Below are 16,119 nucleotides of genomic sequence, written 5' to 3' on the forward strand. Positions count from 1 at the left end.
AACCGCTTACACGGTATGCAGGTACCAGTTGTACTCGAGGTCGGAGATGGAGTGTTCGAACTCCTCCAGCTCGCTTTCCTTGCAGGCCACGAAGATATCGATGTATTTCGGGTCGATGTACTTGGCCATGACTTCGCTGTCGTCCAGTTCGCGCAGGGCATCACGCAAGTTGTTCGGCAGGCTTTGCTCGTTCTGCTCGTAGCTGTTGCCTTCGACCGGCGCGCCGGGCTCGATCTTGTTGGTCAGGCCGTGATGCACACCCGCCAATACGGCTGCCATCAGCAGGTACGGGTTGGCGTCGGCGCCGGCAACGCGGTGCTCCAGGCGCACCGCATCGGCCGAGCCGGTCGGTACGCGCAAGGCGACGGTGCGGTTGTCCAGGCCCCAGGTCGGCGAGTTCGGCACATAGAACTGTGCGCCGAAACGACGGTAGGAGTTGACGTTCGGGCAGAGGAAAGCCATCTGCGCGGGCAGGGTCTCGAGCACACCGCCGATCGCGTGACGCAGTGCGGCGTTCTGCTCGGGATCCTCGCTGGCAAAGATATTCTTGCCGTCTTTGTCCAGGATCGAAATGTGGACGTGCAAACCATTGCCTGCCTGGCCCGGGTACGGCTTGGCCATGAATGTGGTGTCCATTTCATGGTCGTAGGCAATGTTCTTGATCAACCGCTTGAGCAGGACCGCGTAGTCGCAAGCCTTGATCGGGTCGGCGACGTGGTGCAGGTTGACTTCGAACTGCGCCGGGGCACTTTCCTTGACGATGGCGTCGGCGGGAATGCCTTGCTCCTTGGCCCCTTCCAGGATGTCCTGGAGGCAATCGACGTATTCGTCGAGGTCATCGATCAGGTAGACCTGTGTCGAATGCGGGCGTTTTCCGGAGATGGGCGAGCGGGGCGGTTGTGGGCGGCCATTCACGTTCTCTTGGTCGATCAGGTAGAACTCCAGCTCGAAAGCCGCGCAGATGGTCAGGCCCAATTCATCGAACTTGGTCACGACCTGGCGCAGGACTTCACGCGGGTCGGCAAAGAAGGGTTCGCCTTCCAGTTCGTGCATGGTCATCAGCAGTTGCGCGGTCGGGCGCTTCTGCCAGGGTTCGTTGCTCAGAGTGCCGGGGATGGGATAGCAGATGCGGTCGGCATCGCCGATGTCCAGGCCCAGGCCGGTGCTTTCCACCGTCGAGCCATTGATATCCAGGGCAAATAGAGAGGCCGGCAGGTTGATGCCTTTCTCGTAAACCTTGTGGAGGCTGGTGCGTTCGATGCGCTTGCCGCGCACCACACCATTCATATCCGCAATCAGAAGGTCAACGTACAGAACCTCAGGATGTTCCTTAAGGAACGCGTTCGCTTCGTTAAGCTGAACGGCACGCGGGGGTACCGACATGATGCAACACCTTTGTTGTTAAAAATATCAATCATTGATCTCTTCGAAAGCCAGTCAACCCGAACGGCATGCCGAAGTCAAGCAGGGCCTTTTTTGCCCTAAAAAAGCACCTGTGGGGCTTTTTTGAGGCAATTTGGGGCGTTTTTTTCCCTTTGAGGGGCTTGGCGCCCGCAGGCTTGAGCGGGCCGTGTTGTATTTTTTACGGGGGTGTTGTGTAAAAAAATGAACAAGGCTAAGCTCGATTCAAACCCATAACAGCAATAATACCGGGGTGCTTCATGTCTCGCCTGCCGTTAATCGGCGTCACCACCTGCTCCAGGCAGATTGGTTTGCATGCGTATCACACCACTGGCGACAAATATGCCCGGGCTGTCGCAACAGCCGCCAAGGGCTTGCCAGTGCTGATCCCCTCATTGGCGGATCTGTTCGCACCGTCCGATATTCTGGACGCCCTGGACGGTATTCTCTTTACCGGCTCTCCTTCCAATGTAGAACCTTTTCACTACCAAGGCCCGGCCAGTGCGCCAGGCACTGCCCATGATCCTGCACGTGACGCCATCACCCTTCCGCTGATCCGCGCCGCTGTCGACGCGGGCGTCCCGGTGCTGGGCATCTGCCGGGGCTTCCAGGAAATGAACGTAGCCTTTGGCGGCAGCCTGCATCAGAAAGTTCATGAAGTCGGAACCTTTATCGATCATCGTGAAGACGACACCCAACCGGTCGAGATCCAATACGGCCCGGCCCACGTCGTGCATATCCAGCCAGGCGGGGTTCTCGCGGGCCTGGGCCTGCCGCCGCAGATCGACGTCAACTCGATTCACAGCCAGGGCATCGAGCGCCTGGCACCGGGACTGCGGGCCGAAGCGCTGGCGCCGGATGGCCTGATCGAGGCCGTCTCGGTTGTACAAGGCAAGGCTTTTGCTTTAGGTGTGCAATGGCACCCGGAATGGGCGGTAGGCTCTAATCCGTACTATCTTGCGATTTTCCAGGCATTTGGCGATGCCTGCCGAGCAAGGGCAACACAACGCGACGCCGATGCGTCAAACAACGCCTGACTTCTAATAGCAGCCAGGAAACTCACGCCTAGAGGCATTTATGAGTAACAACCTCGACCAGCTCACCGATTGGTTGAAAGACCACAAGATCACAGAAGTCGAATGCATGATTGGCGACCTGACCGGCATCACCCGGGGCAAGATCTCGCCGACCAACAAGTTCATTGCCGAAAAAGGCATGCGCCTGCCCGAGAGCGTCCTGCTCCAGACCGTAACGGGCGACTATGTCGAAGACGACATCTATTACGAACTGCTCGACCCTGCCGACATCGACATGATGTGCCGCCCGGACGAAAACGCAGTGTTCCTGGTGCCTTGGGCCATCGAGCCCACCGCACAGGTGATCCATGATTCCTACGACAAGCAAGGCAACCCCATCGAGCTGTCGCCGCGCAACGTATTGAAGAAGGTGCTCAAGCTCTACGCCGACAAGGGCTGGCAGCCGATTGTCGCGCCGGAAATGGAGTTCTACCTGACCAAGCGCAGCGACGACCCGGACTTTCCGCTGCAACCGCCGATCGGCCGCTCCGGCCGCCCGGAAACCGGTCGCCAATCGTTCTCGATCGAAGCGGCCAACGAATTCGACCCGCTGTTCGAAGACGTCTATGACTGGTGCGAATTGCAGGAGCTGGACCTCGACACGCTGATCCATGAGGACGGCACCGCGCAGATGGAGATCAACTTCCGTCATGGCGACGCGCTGTCCCTGGCCGACCAGATCCTGGTGTTCAAGCGCACCATGCGCGAGGCAGCGCTCAAGCACGACGTGGCCGCCACGTTCATGGCCAAGCCCATGACCGGCGAGCCGGGCAGCGCGATGCACCTGCACCAGAGCATCATCGACAAGGAAACCGGCAAGAACGTCTTCTCCAATGAAGACGGGACCATGAGCGATCTGTTCCTGCACCACATCGGTGGCCTGCAGAAATTCATCCCCGAGCTGCTGCCGCTGTTCGCACCCAACGTCAATTCGTTCCGCCGCTTCCTGCCCGACACCTCGGCGCCGGTGAACGTGGAGTGGGGCGAGGAGAACCGTACCGTGGGCCTGCGGGTTCCGGATGCCGGGCCGCAGAACCGTCGGGTGGAAAACCGCTTGCCGGGCGCCGACGCCAACCCGTACCTGGCGATTGCCGCTAGCCTGTTGTGCGGCTACATCGGCATGGTCGAAGGCATCAATCCGAGCGCCCCCGTGGTGGGCCGAGGGTATGAGCGCCGTAACCTGCGCCTGCCGCTGACCATCGAAGATGCCTTGGAGCGCATGGAAAACAGCACCACCATCGAGAAATACCTGGGCAAGAAATTCATCACGGGCTACGTCGCGGTCAAGCGGGCCGAGCATGAAAACTTCAAGCGCGTCATCAGTTCGTGGGAGCGGGAATTCCTGCTCTTTGCCGTCTGAAGCGCCGGGCGGGGCTGACCCAGGCCTCGCCCCCAATGGAATAAAGGAGAATTCGCATGACCCGCAACAACCCTCAAACCCGTGAATGGCAGGCCCTGAGCAACGACCATCACCTCGCGCCATTCAGCGATTTCAAACAGCTCAAAGAGAAAGGCCCGCGCATCATCACCCACGCCAAGGGCGTGTACCTCTGGGACAGTGAAGGCAACAAGATCCTCGACGGCATGGCCGGCCTCTGGTGCGTGGCCGTCGGCTACGGTCGCGATGAGCTGGCGGATGCCGCCAGCCAACAGATGCGTGAGCTGCCGTACTACAACCTGTTCTTCCAGACCGCCCACCCGCCGGTACTGGAATTGTCCAAGGCCATCGCCGACATCGCCCCGGAAGGCATGAACCATGTGTTCTTCACCGGCTCCGGCTCGGAAGGCAACGACACCATGTTGCGCATGGTCCGCCATTACTGGGCGATCAAGGGTCAGCCGAACAAGAAAGTCATCATCAGCCGCAAGAACGGTTATCACGGCTCGACCGTGGCCGGCGCCAGCCTGGGCGGCATGACCTATATGCACGAGCAGGGCGACCTGCCGATCCCGGGCATCGTCCACATCGCCCAGCCGTACTGGTTCGGCGAAGGCGGCGACATGAGTCCTGAAGAGTTCGGCATCTGGGCCGCCAACCAACTGGAAGAGAAGATCCTCGAGATCGGCGTCGACAACGTCGGTGCGTTCATTGCCGAGCCGATCCAGGGCGCGGGCGGGGTGATCGTGCCGCCGGACAGCTACTGGCCGCGCATGAAGGAAATCCTCGCCAAGTACGACATCCTGTTCGTGGCCGATGAAGTGATCTGCGGTTTCGGGCGCACCGGTGAGTGGTTCGGTACCGACTTCTACGGGTTGAAACCGCACATGATGACCATCGCCAAGGGCCTGACCTCCGGCTACATCCCCATGGGTGGCCTGATCGTGCGCGATGACGTGGTCGCGGTGCTCAACGAAGGCGGCGATTTCAACCACGGCTTTACCTACTCCGGTCATCCCGTGGCCGCTGCGGTGGCCCTGGAAAACATCCGCATCCTGCGTGAAGAAAAGATCATCGAGCGCGTCCACGGCGAAACGGCACCCTATTTGCAACAACGCCTGCGGGAACTGAACGATCATCCGCTGGTGGGTGAAGTGCGCGGTGTCGGTTTGCTGGGGGCTATCGAACTGGTCCAGGACAAGGCCACGCGCAAACGCTACGAAGGCAAGGGCGTGGGCATGATCTGCCGGCAGTTCTGCTTCGATAACGGGCTGATCATGCGTGCGGTGGGCGACACCATGATCATTGCGCCGCCGCTGGTGATCAGCAAGGCCGAGATCGACGAACTGGTGGCCAAGGCGCGGCAATGCCTGGACCTGACGCTCAGTGCGTTGCAGGGCTAAGTGCTAGGCTCTGAGCGAGGTGCCGGAACGGCCCTCGCCCAGCATGAACAAAAGGCTGGGCTTGTGTTGAAAGCCTGCCCTGTAACTTGCCAGACTACCGCTGCTGTTCAAGTTGCGCTGAACGTGGCTAAAAAGAATAACCGGAGCATCATCCATGAAGGCATTAGGTATGAAGATAGCTGGCAAGACCCTCCTCGCCATGTCCCTGGCGGGCCTGATGGCGGGCGCCGTCCAGGCGGACGATAAAGTGCTGCACGTCTATAACTGGTCCGACTACATCGCGCCGGACACGGTCGCCAAGTTCGAGAAAGAGACGGGGATCAAGGTCGTCTACGACGTGTTCGACAGCAACGAGACGCTGGAAGCCAAGTTGCTGGCCGGCAAGTCCGGCTACGACGTCGTGGTGCCGTCGAACAACTTCCTCGCCAAGCAGATCAAGGCCGGCGTCTACCAGGAGCTGGACAAGTCCAAGCTGCCTAACTGGAAGAACCTGGACACCGACCTGCTCAAGGCCGTCGGCGATGCCAGCGACCAGGGCAACAAGCACGCCTTCCCTTACATGTGGGGCACCATCGGCATCGGCTACAACCCCGAGAAGGTCAAGGCCGCATTGGGCGTCGACAAGATCGATTCCTGGGACACCCTGCTCAAGCCGGAGAACATCGCCAAGCTCAAGAGCTGCGGTGTGAGTTTCCTCGACTCGCCAACGGAAATGATCCCGGTGGCCCTGCATTACCTCGGTTACCCGACCGACAGCAAAGACAAGAAGCAACTGGCCGAAGCCGAAGCACTGTTCCTCAAGCTGCGCCCATCGATCGGTTACTTCCACTCTTCCAAATACATCTCGGACCTGGCCAACGGCAACATCTGCGTGGCCGTGGGCTACTCGGGTGATATCGAGCAATCGAAGAGCCGCGCAGCCGAAGCTGGTGGCAAGGTGAAAGTGGCCTACACCATTCCGAAGGAAGGTGCCGGTTCGTTCTATGACATGGTCGCCATTCCCAAGGATGCCGAAAACCTCGAGGCCGCCTACAAGTGGATGAACTTCATCATGCAGCCGGAAATCATGGCGGAGATCACCGACAACGTGCGTTTCCCGAACGGCAACAAGGCCGCCACCCCTCTGGTGGACAAGGAAATTTCCGGTGACCCGAGCATTTATCCATCGGACGAAGTGAAGGCCAAGCTGTACGCGATCAGCGATCTGGATGCGGCCACCCAGCGGCTGTTGACCCGCAGCTGGACCAAGATCAAATCCGGTAAATAAACCGGCTTGAAGCAGTCTCTCGTTGTCGCGGTCGTCGCGACGGCGACAACGGGAGCAATTAAATAACTAAAAGTTTTGCTGGATCGGTTTATCGAGGGTAAGTTGCGCGCCGGTTTTGTTGCAGGGCACTTCATTGGCCCGGTGACGGGGGCAACTTGGGCCCAACTATTTAAGAGGACCTCCACGTGCCTGTCTTTTCTTTGTTGCGCAACGCCTTGCTGGTCGGTGCCGGCCTGACATTCGCTGTCAGTGTCCAGGCGGCCTCCACCGTGCATATTTATAACTGGTCGGACTACATCGGCGAATCCACGCTGGCGGACTTCGAGAAAGCCACCGGGATCAAGCCGGTCTATGACGTATTCGATTCTAACGAAACCCTGGAAGGCAAGTTGCTGGCCGGTCGTACCGGTTACGACGTGGTCGTGCCGTCCAACCATTTCCTGGGCAAGCAGATCAAGGCCGGGGCGTTCCAGAAGCTCGACAAATCCCAGCTGTCCAACTACGCCAACCTCGATCCGCTGTTGCTCAAGCGCCTGGAAAAGAACGACCCGGGCAACCAGTACGCCGTGCCTTACCTGTGGGGCACCAACGGCATCGGCTACAACGTCGAGAAGATCAAGGCCGTCCTGGGCGTCGACAAGATTGATTCGTGGGCCATGCTGTTCGAGCCGGAAAACATCAAGAAGCTGTCCAGCTGTGGCGTTTCGTTCCTCGATTCGGGTGACGAGATGATCCCGGCGATGCTCAATTACCTGGGCCTGGACCCCAACAGCCAGGATCCGGAAGACTACAAGAAGGCCGAGGCCCAGCTCCTCAAGATCCGACCTTACGTGACCTATTTCAACTCCTCCAAGTACATCTCCGATCTGGCCAATGGCGAGATCTGCGTGGCCGCCGGGTTCTCCGGCGACATCTTCCAGGCCCGTTCCCGCGCCAGCGAAGCCGGCAAGGGTATCGAAATTGCCTACGTGATTCCCAAGGAAGGCGGCAACCTCTGGTTCGACATGCTGGCGATCCCGCGCGACGCCACCAACGTCAAGGAGGCCCATGCGTTCATCAACTACCTGCTCAAACCTGAAGTGATCGCCCAGGTCAGCGACGTGGTCGGTTATGCCAACCCGAACCCCAAGGCTGGCGAACTGATGGACCAGAAAGTACGCACCGATGAAGCGGTTTATCCACCGCAAGCGGTCGTCGACAAGCTCTACGTCAACTCCGAGTTGCCGGCCAAGATCCAACGACTCATGACCCGCAGCTGGACCAAGGTCAAGTCGGGTAAATAGCGTTCAACGCTCTAACTTTCAGAAGGTTCGCCCGTCTTGGGCGAGCTGCAAATTTTGTGGGAGTTTCGTAAATGGCAGTTGCCTCCGGCGCCTATAAGAAAGCCCTCGAGGGCGACCAGACACCCAAGCAGGTGTTGGTCAAGATCGACCGGGTCACGAAGAAGTTCGACGAGACGATTGCCGTGGACGACGTGTCCCTGGAGATCAAGAAAGGCGAGATCTTTGCCTTGCTCGGCGGTTCGGGATCGGGCAAGTCCACCTTGCTGCGCATGCTGGCAGGTTTCGAGCGGCCCACGGAGGGGCGGATTTTCCTCGATGGCGTGGACATCACCGACATGCCGCCCTATGAGCGGCCAATCAACATGATGTTCCAGTCCTACGCCTTGTTCCCGCACATGACCGTGGCGCAGAACATCGCCTTCGGCCTGCAGCAGGACAAGATTCCCAAGGCCGAGATCGACGCCCGCGTGGCCGAGATGCTCAAGCTGGTGCAGATGAGCCAGTACGCCAAGCGCAAGCCGCACCAGCTCTCCGGCGGCCAGCGTCAGCGCGTGGCCCTGGCCCGTTCCCTGGCGAAGCGGCCGAAGCTGCTGCTGCTCGATGAACCGATGGGTGCCCTGGACAAGAAGCTGCGCTCGCAGATGCAACTCGAACTGGTGGAAATCATCGAGCGGGTCGGCGTGACCTGCGTGATGGTGACCCACGACCAGGAAGAGGCCATGACCATGGCCGAGCGCATCGCGATCATGCACCTGGGCTGGATCGCGCAGATCGGCAGCCCGATCGATATCTACGAGACCCCGACCAGCCGCCTGGTCTGCGAGTTCATCGGCAACGTCAACATCTTCGAGACCGAAGTGGTGGACGACGCCGAAGGCCACGCGGTGCTGACCTGCAAGGACCTGGACCGCGGCATCTACGTCGGCCACGGCATCAGCACCTCGGTGCAGGACAAGTCGGTGACCTACGCCATTCGCCCGGAAAAACTGCTGGTCACGTCCGAGCAGCCGACCTGCGAGCACAACTGGTCCAGCGGCAAGGTCCACGACATCGCCTACCTGGGCGGCCATTCAGTGTTCTACGTCGAATTGCCGAGCGGCAAGCTGGTGCAGTCCTTCGTCGCCAATGCCGAACGCCGTGGCCAACGTCCGACCTGGGGTGACCAGGTGTTCGTCTGGTGGGAAGACGACAGCGGCGTGGTGCTTCGCTCATGAACATGCGCAAATTCAAACGCCGACTCGCCCGAATAACGCCCGGTGGCCGTCAGATGGTCATCGGGGTGCCCTTCATCTGGTTGTTCCTGTTCTTCATGCTGCCGTTCTTCATCGTCCTGAAGATCAGCTTCGCCGAAGCCGACGTGGCGATTCCGCCGTATACCGAGATCTACAGCTACGTCGACCAGAAACTGCAGGTGCTGCTCAATCTCGCCAACTACGTGATGTTGAGCGAGGACGAGCTGTACATCGCCGCCTACCTTGGGTCGCTGAAAATGGCCCTGATCAGCACCACCTTGTGCCTGCTGATCGGCTATCCGATGGCCTACGGCATCGCCAACGCCCGCAAGGAAATGCAGACGGTGCTGGTGCTGCTGATCATGATGCCGACCTGGACCGCGATCCTCATCCGCGTCTACGCGTGGATGGGCATCCTCAGCAACAATGGCTTGCTCAACGGTTTCCTGATGAGCATGGGCTGGATCAGCGAGCCGCTGCAGATCCTCAACACCAACCTGGCGGTGTATATCGGCGTGGTCTATTCGTACCTGCCGTTCATGATCCTGCCGTTGTACGCCAACCTGGTCAAACACGATCCAAGCCTGCTGGAAGCCGCGTCCGACCTGGGCTCGAGCACCTTTAACAGCTTCTGGAAAATCACCGTGCCGCTGTCCAAGAACGGCATCGTTGCCGGCTGCATGCTGGTGTTCATCCCGGTGGTGGGCGAGTTCGTGATTCCGGAGCTGCTGGGCGGCCCGGAAACGCTGATGATCGGTAAAGTGCTGTGGCAGGAATTTTTCAACAACCGTGACTGGCCGGTGGCATCCGCCCTGGCGGTAGTGATGCTGGCGATCCTGATCGTGCCCATCATCCTGTTCAACCGCAGTCAGGCCAAGGAAATGGAGGGCAAGGAATGAAGCGCTTCAGTTTTTCAAGCCTGATGCTGGTGCTGGGCCTGTTGTTCATCTACGCACCGATGGTGATCCTGGTGATCTTCTCGTTCAACGCCTCGAAACTGGTGACGGTGTGGGGCGGCTGGTCGGTCAAGTGGTACGTCGGCCTGCTGGACAACACCCAACTGATGGGCTCGGTGGTGCGCTCGCTGGAGATCGCCTGCTACACCGCGATTGCTGCGGTAGCCCTGGGGACGCTGGCGGCCTTCGTGCTGACCCGTATCACCCACTTCAAGGGCCGCACGCTGTTCGGTGGCCTAGTCACCGCGCCATTGGTGATGCCGGAAGTGATCACCGGCCTGTCGCTGTTGCTGCTGTTCGTGGCCATGGCGCAAATGATCGGCTGGCCCCAGGAGCGTGGCATTGTCACGATCTGGATCGCCCACACCACGTTCTGCGCGGCCTATGTGGCGGTGGTGGTGTCGGCGCGCTTGCGTGAGCTGGACCTGTCCATCGAAGAGGCGGCCATGGACCTCGGGGCGCGGCCGTGGAAGGTGTTCTTCCTGATCACCATTCCGATGATCGCGCCGTCGCTGGCGGCAGGCGGCATGATGTCGTTCGCGCTGTCCCTCGACGACTTGGTATTGGCCAGCTTCGTCTCCGGCCCTGGCTCCACCACATTGCCGATGGAAGTCTTCTCGGCGGTACGCCTGGGGGTGAAACCGGAAATCAACGCCGTGGCGAGCCTGATCCTGCTGGCGGTGTCCCTGGTGACGTTCCTGGTCTGGTACTTCAGCCGCCGCGCCGAAGAAAACCGCAAGCGGGCGATCCAGCAAGCCATCGAGGAAAGCGCCGCCGATTCCTGGAAACAACCGGAAGTCCGCCGGGCGGAGACTGTTTCGGCCTGAGGTAACGCAGAACCCAATGTGGGGACAAGCTTGCTCCCACAGTTTTTTGTGGTCCGTGAATGTGTGGCCTGGCTCGAATCCTGTGTGGGAGCGAGCTTGCTCGCGATAGCGGTATGGCAGTCGATGTAGGTGTTGACGGTCAGGCCGCCTTCGCGAGCAAGCTCGCTCCCACAGGTTTTTGTGGTGTCCATAAATTCGTGGCCTGGCTCGGATCCTCTGTGGGAGCGAGCTTGCTCCGGGCGGCGATCCGACGATAGCGGTGTGGCAGTCGATGCAGGTGTTGACGGTCAGTCCGCCTTCGCGAGCAAGCTCGCTCCCACAGGTTTTTGTGGTGTCCATAAATTCGTGGCCTGGCTCGGATCCTCTGTGGGAGCGAGCCTGCTCGCGAAGGTGGTGTACAGGCTGGTTATGAATTCCAAGGCGAGCTGCGGATCACTTCAACGAAGTTCATCGGCTTGAACCCCGGCTCCTGATCCCTCAGCACGTCGGTCTTCACATTGCCGAAGGTGGTCTGCGGACGATGCCGCAAGCCGTCGGCAAAGGCGCAGATGATGCATTCCTTGAAGCCTTCCCCACGGGGATGCGCATGTACCACGGCCTCGCGTTGTGCGGCCGGGAATGCGGCGTAATCCATGCCCAGCACGTCCATCTCCACGCCAGCGGTCACCAGGGCGACGTTGGGGCGCAGGTGCTTGGGCACGCCGGGCGTGGTGTGCAACGCGATCGAAAGCCACACTTGCTCGATGTCGTCGTCGCTCAACCCGTAGGGTTTGAGAAACGCTGCGGCGGCATTCGCGCCATCCACCTCGAAACGCTCATCGTCGCTGCGATAACCTTCGACCAGCCCGATATCGTGAAACATCGCGCCGACGTACAGCAGCTCCGGATCGTAAGCCAATTGCTGGCGTTGGCCGCTCAACGCGCCGAACAGGAACACCCGGCGGGAATGGTGGTACAGCAGGTCCGATTCAATGTCGCGAATGTATTCGGTGGTGGCCCGGGCGAGGGCGCTGTCGGGGATCTGGATGCCGGCGATGCTGTTCATGCTGCTCTCCTCTTGGCGGTGCGCCGTGGCGGCGCTGAGGTTCCAGTCTGTTCGCCGGGGTATGGCGCAGCAATCGCGCCATGGCTGCGATTACGGCCAATGAACTCGGGTTTCATGCCATCTGGCTTCTGCGCGCCGGATTGGCTAGGGTTCGGTGGTCAATCCGGACAGGTCGGCCAGAATCATGGAAATATCCGTCGCCATCGTGGTGTTCACAGGCGCCCAATCCCTGGACGTCAGCGGCCCCATGGATGTGTTTTGCGAAGCCAATCGCTTTCTCGCCACGCAGGATCACTATCGGTTGCAAGTGATCGGCGTCGAGCGCGGTGCGACGTCTTGCTCCAACGGAATGTCCCTCAATCCCCACCGTCATTTCAGCGAAGCATCGGAGGCGTACGACCTGCTGTTGGTCGCGGGCGGGCCGCAATTGCCGTTCATGGACTTTGGCCCGGCGTTCAATGCCTGGCTGCGCGAGGCCTGCGCACGGGCCCGGCGCTTTGGTTCGATCTGCAATGGCGCGGTCATGCTGGCCCGGGCCGGACTGCTCGAAGGGCGGACCGTCACCACCCATTGGGGCGATGCTTCGGCGCTGGCGCAGATGTGCCCCTCGACCCGGGTCGAAGCCGATCGGCTGTACGTGCAGGACGGCGAGCTCTATACCTCGGCGGGTGTTACGGCAGGCATCGACCTGTCGCTGTTCCTGCTGGCGCAGGACCACGGGCCGGACGTGGCGCTGAATGTCGCCAAGCGGCTGGTGGTGTTCACCCAGCGTTCAGGCGGTCAATCGCAGTTCAGTCCGTTCCTCACGCCCCATGCCGAGCCGACCTCCACCGTGGCTCAGGTCCAGGCGTACGTGCTGGCGAATCTCAACGGTGACCTGGGCATCGCCGACCTCGCCAACGCGGCGAACATGAGCCCACGCAATTTCTCCCGCGTGTTCAGCCGGGAGGCGAAGGTCACGCCGGCGGAGTTCGTCGAGCAGGCCCGGGTGGACGCGGCACGCGTGATGCTGGAAAGCACTCGGGCACCGCTCAAGACCGTGGCATACCAATGCGGCTTTCGTGATGCCCAACACATGCGCAGCGTATTCAATCGGCGGTTGGGCGTGACACCGCAACAGTTCAGGTTGAATTTCGCCGCGATGCTTTGAGCTCATTTTTTCAGTGCGTCATGGGCCTCCAGCGCCCGCAGGGAATAGATATAAGCCGCGCCGGCATTCAGCGAGACCGCTGTCGCCAGGGTGGCCGCGATTTCTTCGCGGGTCGCGCCGGCCTTGATCGCGGCGTCGGTGTGTACGCCGATGCAACCGTCACAGCGGGTGGTGATCGCCACGGCAATGGAGATCAGCTCGCGGGTCTTGGCGTCGAGTACGTCGTTCTCGGCGGCGGCTTCATCCAGGGCCATGTAGGCCTTGACCATTTTCGGATTGCTTTTGCCCAAGGCGCCAAAGGCGCTCTTGATGGTAGGCAGCAGCTCGGACCAGTTATTGAACATTGCGTGGACTCCTTCGAGATAAATGGGTTTGGGCCCTTGTAGTCTTGACCATCCAAGGCGATAGGGCCTGCTGATGGTCGAAAAGATTTACTCCGCCCTGGCGGGTAGCAGCTTCAACGTACCGCGGGTGTTGGCCGTGACCTCTTCTTCGGCCAGGTGCGCCTGGTGATACAGCCCCTCGATGTAGGCTTCGGCCTGGTCCTCGTAGTGCTTGTCGAACGGCACGCCGCTCTGGCCCACGGGATTGATGGTGACGCTGTGGGTCGGGTCGGCGAAGTCGATGATGCGCCGGGTGGAGGGGCCATAGGTCACTGGCCAGGGCGCCGGACCGATCCTGGCCGAGAGGTTGTTCGGCACTTCATGGGTGCCGGGGGCGGCGAATGGGCCGACGTTGAAGATCCGGTCCAGCGGTTTCTGCTGGCCCAGCGGATGGCCGTGGGTCAGGGTGTGAGCCTGGCCCCACTGCCATTGGCTGGCGTCCTCGCCCAAGGTGGCCTTCAGGTGCACCAGGGTCCGATGCCAGGCCTTGATGACCGTGTCGGCACGGGTTTCGGTGCCCAGCGTCGAACGGTCGTCCCACCATGGCGAATCCTTGGCGGCGGCCAGGCGGGGGAGCGCGGCGTCAATCACGCGGGTCGACAGCGCGGTTTCGAAGAAACTGTCCCCCAGTTCATCACGCAGGGCAACGTCGGCCAAGTCGAACAGGAACTGGTTGAACAGCGTGGCGCTGACGGAATCCAGCGGGTAGTCGCCCTTCCAGTCAGCCAGTTGCTCCACCCACTTGCGTTCCTGCGGGTCGCTGACCGCTTCGCGCAGGATCGGCAACAAGGGCGCGAGCAAGCGCGGACCGTAGGCGGTGGTGGTGCCCAGTTGCAGTTTCTGGGTGGTCTGGATGTCCCATTTGGCCTGCCTTTCACTCAACTGCCGGTCGAGTTGCTGGCCGCGGTCGGGCAGGTTGTAGTAGCCGGGGATCTCGATCCCGCTGGCCGCCACCGGCTGGAAATTCGCCGAGAGCACATAGCCCCGGGCCGGGTTCTCTTCCTGGGGGTTACTGCCGAACGGGTAGAAACCGTCCTTGTCCGCTTCGGTGCTGCTGCCGTCGAGAATGAAACCGGGCTTCACACCAGCCGGCCGCTTGGGTAATTGGGCTGCGGCCCACCAGCCGATATCACCCTTGGCGTTGGCCCAGACCACATTCAGGCCGGGCGCATGGATCTTCGCCGACGCGCCGCGAGCCTTGACCAAGGTGTCGGCGCGATTGAGCTGGTAGAACGCCTCGAGGATCGGGTTGCGGCTTTCCAGGAACCCCCACCACATGGCGATTGGCGTCTTGCCGGCATTGGCACCGAGGGCATCGTTGACGATCGGCCCATGGGGCGACTGGCGCAGCACCAGTGTCACGGGTGCTTGGCCCTTCACGGCAATCTGCTGTTCGCTGCGGGTCATGTCCACCCATCGGTCCCGGTACCAGACCTGTTCGGGGTTGTCCGGGTTGACCTTCTCGGCCACCAGGTCCAGGTCGTCGTTTTGGAACATGGTGATGCTCCAGCCGAAATCCTTGTTCATGCCCAGCGAGGCAAACGGCATCAGCGCCTGGTACTGGCCGTAGAGTTCGAATCCCGGCGCCGAGAGGTGTGCCTCGTACCACACCGACGGCGCTGAAAAACGAATATGCGGATCGCCGGCCAGCAAGGGCTTGCCACTGTGAGTGCGATTGCCGGAGACCGCCCAGGCGTTGCTGCCTTCGAATTGCGGCAGGCCGTTGTCGGCCAAGGCCTGCTCGCTCAGGCGCGCCAGGGCGTTGAGGTCTTTCCAAGCGCTGGCGGTCAGTGTCGGACCGCTTGCCGGAGCCTGCGGCAGCCCGCCCTGGGGCTGCCAGTCGAGGTCGAAGATGTTCAGGTAGTCGGCACCGAGTTGGTCACGCACGTAGGTCAGCAAGGGTTCGGTGCGAAAGGCCGCGGCAAAGCTGTAGGCCATGTAGCCGACGATGCTGGCGGTGTCTTCGGCGGTGAAGGGACGCTTGGGAATGCCCAGCACATCGAACTCCAGCGGCCGCGTGTGAGTTTGCTGATAGGTGTTGATGCCGTCCAGGTACGCCTGCGTCGCGATCCAGGCCGGCGATTGTCGATCCCGCTCGGCGACATAGCTGGCGGCGCGCTCGCGAATGCGCAGGCTGCGCATCAGCTTGTCGGTGTCGAGCAACTTGGGGCCGAGGATTTCCGCCAGTTCGCCCCGGGCGAGGCGGCGCATGATTTCCATCTGGAACAGCCGGTCCTGGGCATGGACATAACCGAGGGCGCGGTACAGATCGGTTTCGTTCTCGGCGCGAATGTGCGGCACGCCGCGTTCGTCATAGCGCACCGTCACCGAGCCCTGCAGCCCTTGCAACTGCACCGTGCCCTGGCGGGTCGGCTGCTTGCTGTAGAGGTAGCCGCCCGCGACGATGATTGCGGTGACGATCAGCGACAGGAAGGCGACGAGGGTGCGTTTCATGGTTGATCCTTATTCGAGTGGCAGCGGTCCCATGATCTTGCTGCTGATTCCCTGTTTAACATGCAATCGCGTGCCGGTGCATCGTTCCTCGGAGGGATTTTCCCTGGGCAACCCGATCCCGTGGCGAGGGAGATTGCCCCCGCTGGGTTGCGAAGCGACCCCAAAAGGTTTGGACGCGATCAACCTGACCACCTCGACGGCTGGTCCAGGGGCTGCTGCGCAGGCCAGCGGGAGCAATCTCCCTCGCCACGGATGTGCAGCAGG

Annotated in this window: 13 protein-coding genes; 9 read left to right on the forward strand and 4 right to left on the reverse strand. The window is 61.0% G+C overall.

All coding sequences use genetic code 11. The features are described 5' to 3' along the window. Window positions 1-6: 6 nt before the first annotated feature. Window positions 7-1,383 carry a glutamine synthetase family protein gene (locus tag Q7C33_RS05230; protein WP_030138099.1) on the reverse strand — a complete coding sequence of 459 codons (1,377 nt, stop codon included), beginning with the start codon at window positions 1,381-1,383 and terminating at the stop codon, window positions 7-9. Window positions 1,384-1,661: 278 nt separating this feature from the next. Here Q7C33_RS05230 and Q7C33_RS05235 point away from each other — a divergent pair, with 278 nt between their 5' ends. The 8 genes from Q7C33_RS05235 to Q7C33_RS05270 all read left to right on the forward strand — a co-directional run bounded on the left by Q7C33_RS05235 (window position 1,662) and on the right by Q7C33_RS05270 (window position 10,823). Beyond that, entirely contained in the window at window positions 1,662-2,438 is a 777-nt protein-coding gene (locus Q7C33_RS05235) for a gamma-glutamyl-gamma-aminobutyrate hydrolase family protein (RefSeq protein WP_030138098.1), read from the forward strand. A 40-nt stretch (window positions 2,439-2,478) separates the two neighbouring features. Further along, window positions 2,479-3,837 carry a glutamine synthetase family protein gene (locus tag Q7C33_RS05240; protein WP_030138097.1) on the forward strand — a complete coding sequence of 453 codons (1,359 nt, stop codon included), beginning with the start codon at window positions 2,479-2,481 and terminating at the stop codon, window positions 3,835-3,837. A 56-nt stretch (window positions 3,838-3,893) separates the two neighbouring features. Further along, window positions 3,894-5,258, forward strand: a complete 1,365-nt coding sequence (locus Q7C33_RS05245) for an aspartate aminotransferase family protein (RefSeq protein WP_198797493.1) — start codon at window positions 3,894-3,896, stop codon at window positions 5,256-5,258. A gap of 169 nt (window positions 5,259-5,427) precedes the next feature. Continuing rightward, a complete protein-coding gene (locus Q7C33_RS05250) occupies window positions 5,428-6,525 on the forward strand; it encodes a polyamine ABC transporter substrate-binding protein (protein WP_030138095.1) in 1,098 nt (365 codons plus the stop codon). A 185-nt stretch (window positions 6,526-6,710) separates the two neighbouring features. Then, window positions 6,711-7,808 (forward strand): polyamine ABC transporter substrate-binding protein, encoded by a 1,098-nt coding sequence (locus tag Q7C33_RS05255; protein ID WP_030138094.1) that lies wholly within the window; start codon window positions 6,711-6,713, stop codon window positions 7,806-7,808. A gap of 71 nt (window positions 7,809-7,879) precedes the next feature. Then, window positions 7,880-9,022 carry an ABC transporter ATP-binding protein gene (locus tag Q7C33_RS05260; RefSeq protein ID WP_407682944.1) on the forward strand — a complete coding sequence of 381 codons (1,143 nt, stop codon included), beginning with the start codon at window positions 7,880-7,882 and terminating at the stop codon, window positions 9,020-9,022. Further along, window positions 9,019-9,939 (forward strand): ABC transporter permease subunit, encoded by a 921-nt coding sequence (locus Q7C33_RS05265; RefSeq protein WP_030138092.1) that lies wholly within the window; start codon window positions 9,019-9,021, stop codon window positions 9,937-9,939. The genes Q7C33_RS05260 and Q7C33_RS05265 overlap by 4 nt, the downstream gene beginning before the upstream one ends. Beyond that, window positions 9,936-10,823: an ABC transporter permease subunit gene (locus Q7C33_RS05270; RefSeq protein ID WP_217860585.1), complete on the forward strand. Its 888-nt coding sequence runs from the start codon at window positions 9,936-9,938 to the stop codon at window positions 10,821-10,823. The genes Q7C33_RS05265 and Q7C33_RS05270 overlap by 4 nt, the downstream gene beginning before the upstream one ends. A gap of 406 nt (window positions 10,824-11,229) precedes the next feature. On the opposite strand, the gene Q7C33_RS05275 is transcribed toward Q7C33_RS05270, so the two are convergent. Continuing rightward, window positions 11,230-11,868 (reverse strand): HD domain-containing protein, encoded by a 639-nt coding sequence (locus tag Q7C33_RS05275; protein ID WP_407682945.1) that lies wholly within the window; start codon window positions 11,866-11,868, stop codon window positions 11,230-11,232. A gap of 184 nt (window positions 11,869-12,052) precedes the next feature. Here Q7C33_RS05275 and Q7C33_RS05280 point away from each other — a divergent pair, with 184 nt between their 5' ends. Next, entirely contained in the window at window positions 12,053-13,018 is a 966-nt protein-coding gene (locus tag Q7C33_RS05280; RefSeq protein ID WP_258648490.1) for a GlxA family transcriptional regulator, read from the forward strand. A gap of 2 nt (window positions 13,019-13,020) precedes the next feature. Here Q7C33_RS05280 and Q7C33_RS05285 read toward each other — a convergent pair whose 3' ends face one another. Further along, a complete protein-coding gene (locus tag Q7C33_RS05285; RefSeq protein WP_003206631.1) occupies window positions 13,021-13,362 on the reverse strand; it encodes a carboxymuconolactone decarboxylase family protein in 342 nt (113 codons plus the stop codon). Window positions 13,363-13,449: 87 nt separating this feature from the next. Next, a complete protein-coding gene (locus Q7C33_RS05290) occupies window positions 13,450-15,855 on the reverse strand; it encodes a penicillin acylase family protein (protein WP_407682946.1) in 2,406 nt (801 codons plus the stop codon). Between the last annotated feature and the right edge of the window lie 264 nt (window positions 15,856-16,119).

The organism is Pseudomonas sp. BP11-1-1 (assembly GCF_052112105.1).
Taxonomy (GTDB): domain Bacteria; phylum Pseudomonadota; class Gammaproteobacteria; order Pseudomonadales; family Pseudomonadaceae; genus Aquipseudomonas; species Aquipseudomonas alvandae.